Here is a 9,326-nt window from a genome sequence, read left to right as displayed (position 1 = left end):
TTTAATACATTCTAATTTGAAAGCAACGCTAAATTTTTCTTTTCTATACATAAAAAATGCCCCTAAAAAGTGTCTAACTTTTTGGGGGCAGTCCATTTTCACCGGGATTTTTTGAACATTCTTTAACGGAAATAAACAAAGGCAACCGCATCAGCAATGGCATATTACAGAAGCTTTGAAGCGCGTGTTGTGAATAATATAATTAAAGAATGGAGAAAATAGAGTATTGAGGAAAGCCTCAGTAGTATTGTTTTGAATCTTTTAATTATTATATCTTTAAATAATTAAATTTGAAAAACTATTTATCAATAGATCCTAAGACCTTCTGTGCAAAAGAATTTAGAGCATCTTTTTCGCTCATTCCGTTCTGAACGCTGGCGTGTACTTCCAAGGCACCGCAGATATTGGTGATCAGTTCCCCTGCAACATTTAAATCCTCTTCACTGGTTCCTCTGAATTCGCAAAAGCTTTCCAGTACTTCTAATGTTTTTTCAAGATTTTCAGGGGTCTGATTCTGATAAAACTGTCTGATTACGGGTAATTTCATTAGTGTAATTCGTTAAAAAGGTTAATTAAACTTTCAGCCTGGTTGCTCTGTACCTGGTTCACCAATTCACCGTTTTTAAATATTGCGAAAGTGGGAAGGTTGTCAACGGTTGCTAATTTTCTACTTTCAGGAAGTTTTTCAGCATCTACATACAAGAATGGAATTTCTTCGTTTTCTGCTGCTAATTTTTTAAATTTAGGCTTCATGATTCTGCAGTTTCCGCACCATGTTGCACCATATTGAACAACTACTTTTTCGTTGTCGTTCACGATATTCTGTAAAGTATCTTCTGTTAATTCTGTATACATAAGTTAAATTTTATGAAATTTAACAATGTAGCAATTGGATAATTTACCAGTGTAACAATTATAAAATATTGAAATTTCAGATATTGGTACATTGTTACACTGATATATTGTTACATTAGAACAATTACTACATTGTTATAGTGTTTTGATTAGTTCTTAGCTAAGTATTCTGCTGTAGAAGTTCTGTCAGCTTTCATAGCATCTTTTCCTTCTTCCCAGTTAGCAGGGCATACTTCACCATGTTTTTGAACGTGGGTATAAGCGTCAATTAATCTTAAATATTCTTTCACGTTTCTTCCAAGAGGCATATCGTTGACAGACTCGTGGAAAATTTTTCCGGTTTCGTCAATCAGGTAAGTGGCTCTGTAGGTTACGTTAGAACCTGTGAAAGTTTCCTCTCCATCTTCATTATATTCGAAATCCTGATCTACGATTCCTAAGATGTTGGCCAGTTGTCTGTGCGTATCAGCTAAAAGCGGGTAAGTTACTCCTTCGATACCTCCGTTATCTTTTGAAACGTTCAACCATGCGAAATGTACCTCATTGGTGTCACAAGAAGCACCGATTACTTTAGTGTTTCTTTTTGCGAATTCACCTAAAGCATCCTGAAAAGCGTGAAGCTCTGTAGGGCATACGAAAGTGAAATCTTTCGGATACCAGAATAAGATTACTTTTTGTTGGTTTGAAGTAGCTTCTTCAAGGATGTTGATTCTAAGATCGTCACCCATTTCAGACATAGCATCGATCGTTACATTTGGGAATTTTTTTCCTACTAAAGACATAATTTTCTGTTTTTATATTAAATTTTCTCCTGCAAAGATATCAATATTTCATCTATCGAACAAATCAATATCGATAAATAAAATCTATAATTGTTTTTAATGGAACTATAGAAAAAAAGCCCTGAAATCAGAGCTTTTTGTTTACTTTATATTAATTTTTGTTGAGTCTGATTTTAATCTGTTAATTGAAAGGAGCCAGCACATCTTTGATGCGTTTCATCGCTTCTCTCAGATCTTCTTCGGATGCTGCGTAAGAGAACCTGATGCACTCAGGACTTCCAAAAGAAACACCTCCTACACATCCTACATGGGCATTTTCCAAAAGGAACATGGCAAAATCATCAGAATCTTTAATTTCTGTACCATTCAGTTTTTTTCCGATATAGTGCGAAATATCCGGGAAGAAGTAAAAGGCAGCTTTGGGCAGCAGTACTTTAAATCCTGGAATCTCTTTCATCAGGTCGTACACAAGATCTCTTCTTTTCTGGAAAGCATCGATCATGTATTTGTATTCAGAAGGATCTGTTTTTAAAGCAGTAATAGAAGCTCTCTGGGCTACTGTATTCGCTCCACTCGTCATTTGTCCCTGAATCTTTTCACAAGCTTTTGCCAGCCATTCCGGACACGCAGAATATCCTATTCTCCATCCGGTCATCGCAAAAGCTTTAGACATTCCGTTGATAACGGCAGTTTGCTCATAGATTTCCGGAAATTGAGAAATGGAAGTCGTTTTTGTTTCGTAGTTGATGTATTCGTAGATTTCGTCGGAAATAACGGTCACATGAGGATATTTGGCAATCACTTTCGCCATAGACTTAAGTTCGTCGTAGGTATAATATCCACCGGACGGATTACATGGAGAACTGAAAAGAATTGCCTTTGTTTTATCGGTAATGGCTTCTTCAAGTTGTTCAGCTGTTATTTTAAAATCAGTAACATAAGAGGTAGGAAGCATGACTGAATTTCCCCCCATCATCTTTACCATTTCATCGTAACTCACCCAATAAGGAGCAGGAAGAAGAACTTCGTCACCGTCGTTGATCACAGAAGCAAGAACATTTAAAATAGCTTGTTTGGCACCATTTGAAACGCAGATCTGTGATGGTTTATAATCTAAATTGTTGTCTCTTTTTAATTTATGAGCTACTGCTTCACGAAGTTCAAGAAACCCCGGAACAGGAGAGTAGTGGCTGTAATTTTGGTTGATGGCATCAAAAGCGGACTGTTTGATATTATCCGGCACGTCAAAATCCGGTTCGCCAAGAGTAAGACTGATCACATCAATGCCGGCGGCCTTCATTTCTCTTGCTTTATTGGACATTACGAAAGTCTGTGAGTAACCTAATCTCTTTACTCTGTCTGAAAGTTTATCCATATGGTGTTTTTGAATTTTAACAAATATATAATAAAAACGTTGTGCCCAGAAATAAAAGTGGTACCAGAAAAAAGATTTTTGTCAGGTTTTAATTTAATCATTAGAATTGGAAATAGTATGCTTCTGAATGCTTCAACCGTATTTTCTTCCGGAAAAAGATGGGGCGGTGATGAATGGAGATTCCAAAGCAGGGAAAATGGAAATGCATCTTAAAGACGGTTATGTTGCCCAGCTGGATTACAATGAGCTTAAAAAAAGCGGAGCCAGCATGCTTTGCTTGCCAGAAAGCTTCGGTTCTCCGACAATCCCATTGAAAAAGAATAAATAAAGAAATGAAGACTGCCGAAAGCGGTCTTTTTTTATCTCAAACGATATATTTACAAGTCTTTTGTCTCCTGTTAAATCGTATTCTAAAACGTAATCTTTGCAAAATATGGATTGAAAAAAGGTTCTTAAGGCCTATGTTTTGTATCTTTAATTCATCTTAGATTAATCCTATGAAATATACTCTTCTTGCCCTGTTGATTCCTTTTGTCGGATTTTCACAAACCCGCTCAAAAGATGATGAAATAAAGAAATATGTCTCTGAAGTGCGTTCAGATTCTTTAAAATCTTATATCAATACCCTTGTAGGTTTTCATACCAGACATACTTTAAGCTCTGTTGATGGTAAAGATCAGGGAATAGGAGCAGCAAGAAATTGGGTGCTGGGAAAATTTAGAGACTATGCAAAAAATTCCGGAGGAAGAATGGAGGTATACATCCAGCAGGAAGATATTCAGCCGGATGGAAAGAGAATAGATAAGGCTGTCAACCTCGGAAATCCTGTAGCATTTCTAAAGGGAACAGATCCGAATGATCAAAGAATTTTTCTGATTTCTGCCCATTTGGATTCGCGGGTAACAGATGTGATGAACAGGGTTTCATTTGCTCCGGGTGCAAATGATGATGGCAGTGGCGTAAGTGCAGTCATAGAATCTGCAAGAATTTTAAGCAGGTCTTCATTTCCTGCATCGGTCATTTTTGTTGCTTTTTCAGGTGAAGAACAGTCGTTGCTGGGGTCAAAACTTTTTGCGGATAAAGCCAAAAAAGAAAATTGGCAGATAGAGGCCGTCCTGAACAACGATATGATCGGAAATCCTGAAGCAGGAGAAACGGGTGAAGTCAATACCCGTACGCTCCGGGTTTTCAGTGAAGGGCTGTCATACGCCGAACTGGATAAAAAAGCAATGAATATCAGGAATCTGGGACTTGAAAATGACAGCGAATCCAGACAGTTAGCGCGGTATATTAAAGAAATTGCAGAGAAATATGTGAAAGGACTTGATATAAAAATGATTTACAGAAACGACAGATTTCTTCGTGGAGGAGATCATTCCAGCTTTGTCAATCAGGGATTTCCCTCTGTGAGGCTCACCGAATATTATGAAAATTATGATCATCAGCATCAGGATATAAGAGTGGAAAATAATAAGCAGTACGGAGATCTTCCTGAGTTTATAGATTACAATTATCTGAAAAAAAATGTAGCGGCCAATATTGCCGTACTGGCAAGCCTTGCCAAAGCTCCCTCAAAACCTGAACGGGTAGAAATGAAAGTTAAGGAACTTACCAATTCTACCAGTTTACAATGGGAGAAGCCCAAGTCAGGAATGCCTGCAGGATATTTTGTCCTCGCCCGGGAGACCGATAGTCCTGTATGGCAGAAAAAGATATTTACCAAAGAACGTTCTATTAAAATTCCCCTGTCAAAGGACAACTATATTTTTGCTGTTCAGGCAGTAGATAAGAGCGGGAATTTAAGTGTTGCCGTTATTCCCGGTATTGCCAAATGATCGGGTGTTATTGCAAGAGTGAATAAAGCCAGAACTGAACACTCGATTTGAATACAATAGAAATAAAACTTATTTTTGCAGATTATAATAATTCATATGGCAATATCGTTACTATTAAAATACTTTCCGGATCTTACAGAGAAGCAGATCAAGCAGTTTACCCAGTTGGAGAAACTGTACAATGAATGGAATGAAAAAATCAATGTGATTTCCAGAAAAGATATGGAATCGCTGTATGAAAAACACGTTCTGCATTCTTTGGGAATTGCGAAAATAATGGAATTTGCACCCGGCACAAAAGTTCTGGACATCGGAACAGGCGGCGGTTTTCCCGGAATTCCACTGGCCATCCTTTTTCCGGAGACCCAATTTACTCTGGTCGACTCTATTGGAAAAAAGATTACTGTAGTGAATGCAGTCGCAGAAGGAGTAGGACTGACGAACTTAACGGCGATCCACGGAAGAGCCGAAAAGGTAAAAGAAAAGTTCCATTTTGTGGTAAGCCGTGCGGTAACGCAGATGCCGGAATTCCTCAGATGGCTGAAAGGAAAATTTGAGAAAGAACAGATTAATCCCAAGCATAACGGAGTTTTATATTTAAAAGGCGGTGATCTTGCTGAAGAACTGGCTGGAATTAAATGTGAAATCTTCAACCTTAAAAACTATTTTGATGAAGAATTTTTCGATACTAAAAAAGTGATTTATGTATCAAAAGGTAATTTTAATTCTTAATTTTAAGTAAATTAAGGGTAAATTTTACTGAATTTTTATTAATAATCAGTAAATTAGAGGGTATGAAAAATCTTTTAAATATTGGATTGTCTGTATTGTTTTCAGGATTGGTGTTCATCTCCTGTGAGGATGATGATTACCAGACCGTACAGTCCATCGGTAAAATTAAGATCGACAGTGTGAAGATCATGCAGGATACAATGGATGTCAATTCAATACAGAGCATTAAAACGTATTCTACTTATCTGTCCGAATGTGAAGGGTTCTACGGATATGATTATATTCCTTCCAGTAGTCTGGAAAGGTCTGTTACCGCTTATAAATACTCTATTGAAGGTCAATGTGTACAGAAAGCTCATGTGGGAACAAGCCAGATCAATTTCAGCCCGCGCCAGAAAGGATCGTATACTTTTAAGTTCTGGAATGGTGGCAACAACTGGATCACCAAAACAATTGTAGTTGAATAATTAATAATGAAACTGATTTCACTTTTCTGTCTGCTTGCATTGAATGTCTTATCTGGACAGAAGATCATCTGGCAGGAAGACCGGAAGCTTGTCTGGGATAATTTTAAAAGCCCGGTCAACCGGAAAGGTAATCCCGATGTGGTCGCCTATACCCATTGCGGCTGGGAATACTCTGTAGTAAAATCCAGTAATCCGAAGTCTCCGGTTAAAATTGTAATCACCACTATTTTTAACGAAGACAAATCGTGGAAAGATACGAAAAGAATCAACGATTATATTCTGCTGCACGAGCAAAAACATTTCGATATCGCGGAGCTATTTGCCAGAAAATTCAGAAAAGAAGTAGAAGAGAAGATCAAAACCTCCGGTGATTACGATAAAAATTTTAAAGCAATTTACAGTACAATCACAAAAGATTATAAAAACTTTCAGATGTCCTATGACAAAATTACAGAACATGGGATGAATAAAGAAAAGCAGGCAGAATACAATGCCCTCATCACTGAAGAAATAGACCACTTAAAAAGTTACAAAACCTCTTGAAATTCCTCAATAAGATCATCCACGAGCTCCTCGCTCAAAATCCGGACCTCTCGGACTTTAATATTGTTCTGCCCGGAAAGCGTCCCATCGTATTCATCAGGCAGATTCTGGAAGAGAATAATTATTCAGGATTTCTTCCCAATTTTTTTACCGTAGAAGAACTGATTGACAGGATTGCAGATAAACAGCCGGTTCAGGGGATCTCTTTATGGCTTTTTGCCTATGATGTCTACCGTAACCTGGGTCTTATCCCGAAGGATGATTTTGCCGACTTTTTAAAGTGGTTTCCGACCCTTCAGAAGGACTGGGATGATATCCTGAAATTCTCTGATAGTGATGAAGCGGTGCTGCAATATATGTTTGATGAAGAACGTATCAAGGAATGGGCTCAGGATTTGGGAGAAGATGATGATGTTCCCAGGAAAAAATTCCTGAACTTCTGGCAGAACATGAATATTTTTCTTCCCGTTTTAAAGAAGAAATTACAGGAGAAAAACTGGGCAACTTCCGGAATGATCCACGAAACTGCTAAAGCAAAGATTGTAGATTTTGCCAAAAATACTTCAGAACATTTTGTCTTTTGTGGCTTCAATGCCTTTACGCCTGTGGAAGAAAAGCTGGTTAGAAGCCTGCTACAGTGGAATAAGGCGCAGTGCTTCTTTCAGGCAGACCGCTATTATTTTGATGACGAAAGACAGGAAGCAGGAAAATTCCTCAGAAATCATAAAACATGGAAAGAATTTGACGATACAAGGGCTTTTCATTGGATAGAAGACGATTTTAACCAGCCAAAAAATATAAAAGTATACGAAGTTTCGGGAAATGTGACGCAGACTAAAGTGTTGCCCGAAATTTTTAAGGAAATTGAAAATAAAACCTATTCCAATACGGCGGTAGTATTACTGGATGAAAATCTTCTTCCTGCCAGTTTGGATGTAATGTACGGTGTTGATAACCTGAATATTACCATGGGTTTCCCTCTGAAAAATCTTTCTTTTTCCAATGCCGTAAAACAGCTTTTCTATCTTCAGAAGCAGCTGGAGAAAAACAAATCTTCTTATTACTACCGAGATATTTTTCCGATCCTTGAAGAGCTTCCGAAATCAGCTGAGGATGAATTGATTATCAGTAATTTCAGGACAAAAATAGAAGAAAGGAATATTGTTTATATCTCAAGAAAGCTTTTAGAAGAACTTCTGAGCGGGCTTTCCTATTATAATCTTCTTAAAAAAGCTGACCACACGGGTGTGTATCTGGATATGCTGATCAGCTTCTGTCGTGATATCAAATGGCTTAAAATAGACGATATCCAGTACGAAAATGTTTCTCACTTTGAGAATGCATTCAGGATTATTAAAAACCAGCTGAGTCCTTATCACTTTGAAATTAAAATGGAAACCCTGGAAATCCTGATCAATCAGCATGTCAATTCTGAAAGTATTGATTTTCAGGGAGAACCCCTCCGAGGTCTTCAGATCATGGGACTTCTGGAAACCCGTCTTTTGAATTTTGAAAATGTTATTATGCTGTCTGTGAATGAAGGGAAACTGCCTTTGGGAAATTCACAGAATACCTATATCCCATTTGATATCCGAAGGTATTTTGATCTGCATACGTTTCTGGAAAATGATAGTATTTATGCCTATCACTTTTACAGGCTGATTCAGGATTCTCAGAATGTTCATCTGCTGTACAATGCACTCAGTTCAGGAGTGAATACCGGAGAAAAGAGCCGTTTCATTACTCAGATCGAAATGGAGAGCTCACATCCGATTGAACACCTCATTATTGAAAATTCTTCCGAGCCGATCGCTTCAATGCCGATAGAAATACCGAAGACGGAAATTGTCATGGAAAGGCTTCAGAAATGGAAAGAGAAAGTATCCGCTTCACACCTTACCAGCTACCTTTATAACCCGATCGATTTTTATCTTTCCAAGATATTAAAAACCTCTGAAACGGATGAAATAGAAGAAGAATTGTCGGTGAAAAACTACGGAAATTTAGTTCATTATTCACTTCAAGAAGTATATGAGATACTTAAAGGTAAAATTTTAAAGGAAAAGGATTTACAGAATTCAATTAAAGATATAGATCAATATATTAATGTAGCTATCGAAAAGCTAAAGCATCAGCCTGAGTTCTATGAAAAAGGAATGAATTTCATCCACAGAGCGATTGCTAAAAAAGTAATTGAAAATGTGTTGAGGCATGATCTTGAATTGGTGAGAAGTGGCAATACACTTGAGGTTTTAGACATAGAGAAGAGATTTGAAAATGTAGACTTTTATCTCGATGGGAATGACAAAATTTCGTTTTTAGGATTTATTGACAGGATAGACCGCCTGAACGGGACTTTAAGAATCATTGATTATAAAACGGCAAAAATTAAAAATCTTACGGTAAAAATTGATGAGAACAACGTGACGGATTATTTTCATAACAGTGAAAGAAAGCAGGCGCTTCAGTTGTGTATTTACCATTATGTGGTACAGAATCTTCCCGAGTTCTGGGGACTTCCCATTGAAACAGGAATATGGAGTTTTGCAGAGGCTAAAAAGGGAGTGGTTTCGCTTCAGTTTGATAAAGGAACTATTGATGATGCGATGATGTCTGTAAAAAATCTTATCCTTGAAATCCTGAATCCCGATCTTAGCTTTATTGAGAATATTAAATCGTATTCCAATTAAAAATGCACCCCATTGCTGGGATGCACTCAATTTGAAATGAAGAATAT

The 9,326-nt window shown here is 37.4% G+C and carries 10 protein-coding genes; 6 read left to right on the top strand and 4 right to left on the bottom strand.

Annotated features, from left to right (window positions below; genetic code table 11):
• Positions 1-298: 298 nt before the first annotated feature.
• The 4 genes from BUC06_RS06740 to BUC06_RS06725 form a co-directional block, all read right to left on the bottom strand.
• Positions 299-547, bottom strand: coding sequence for a DUF6952 family protein (locus tag BUC06_RS06740; protein ID WP_034727575.1), 249 nt, complete (start codon positions 545-547; stop codon positions 299-301).
• Positions 547-855, bottom strand: a complete 309-nt coding sequence (locus BUC06_RS06735; protein WP_073331523.1) for a thioredoxin family protein — start codon at positions 853-855, stop codon at positions 547-549. The genes BUC06_RS06740 and BUC06_RS06735 overlap by 1 nt, the downstream gene beginning before the upstream one ends.
• A 149-nt stretch (positions 856-1,004) precedes the next feature.
• Positions 1,005-1,637 (bottom strand): peroxiredoxin, encoded by a 633-nt coding sequence (locus BUC06_RS06730; RefSeq protein ID WP_073331520.1) that lies wholly within the window; start codon positions 1,635-1,637, stop codon positions 1,005-1,007.
• A gap of 181 nt (positions 1,638-1,818) precedes the next feature.
• Positions 1,819-3,012, bottom strand: a complete 1,194-nt coding sequence (locus tag BUC06_RS06725) for a pyridoxal phosphate-dependent aminotransferase (RefSeq protein WP_073331517.1) — start codon at positions 3,010-3,012, stop codon at positions 1,819-1,821.
• Between the two features lie 127 nt (positions 3,013-3,139).
• On the opposite strand from BUC06_RS06725, the gene BUC06_RS06720 reads away from it, so the two are divergent.
• The 6 genes from BUC06_RS06720 (at position 3,140) to BUC06_RS06695 (ending at position 9,279) form a co-directional block, all read left to right on the top strand.
• Positions 3,140-3,340, top strand: coding sequence for a hypothetical protein (locus tag BUC06_RS06720; RefSeq protein ID WP_073331514.1), 201 nt, complete (start codon positions 3,140-3,142; stop codon positions 3,338-3,340).
• A 169-nt stretch (positions 3,341-3,509) separates the two neighbouring features.
• Positions 3,510-4,847, top strand: coding sequence for a M20/M25/M40 family metallo-hydrolase (locus BUC06_RS06715; protein WP_073331511.1), 1,338 nt, complete (start codon positions 3,510-3,512; stop codon positions 4,845-4,847).
• A 96-nt stretch (positions 4,848-4,943) separates the two neighbouring features.
• Positions 4,944-5,579, top strand: coding sequence for a 16S rRNA (guanine(527)-N(7))-methyltransferase RsmG (gene rsmG, locus BUC06_RS06710; RefSeq protein WP_073331508.1), 636 nt, complete (start codon positions 4,944-4,946; stop codon positions 5,577-5,579).
• A 62-nt stretch (positions 5,580-5,641) separates the two neighbouring features.
• Entirely contained in the window at positions 5,642-6,046 is a 405-nt protein-coding gene (locus BUC06_RS06705; RefSeq protein ID WP_073331505.1) for a hypothetical protein, read from the top strand.
• 6 nt (positions 6,047-6,052) lie between these two features.
• The gene (locus BUC06_RS06700) at positions 6,053-6,589 is read left to right on the top strand and encodes a DUF922 domain-containing protein (protein ID WP_073331502.1); all 537 of its coding nucleotides are present in this window, start codon (positions 6,053-6,055) and stop codon (positions 6,587-6,589) included.
• The gene (locus tag BUC06_RS06695) at positions 6,586-9,279 is read left to right on the top strand and encodes a PD-(D/E)XK nuclease family protein (protein WP_073331498.1); all 2,694 of its coding nucleotides are present in this window, start codon (positions 6,586-6,588) and stop codon (positions 9,277-9,279) included. Before BUC06_RS06700 ends, BUC06_RS06695 begins: the two co-directional genes overlap by 4 nt.
• Positions 9,280-9,326: the final 47 nt, after the last annotated feature.

The sequence above is a fragment of the Chryseobacterium carnipullorum genome (assembly GCF_900142785.1).
GTDB classification, from domain to species: Bacteria; Bacteroidota; Bacteroidia; order Flavobacteriales; family Weeksellaceae; genus Chryseobacterium; species Chryseobacterium carnipullorum.
The sequence above is the reverse complement of the archived record's forward strand: the minus strand, read 5'-3'. Positions and strand labels throughout refer to the sequence as shown.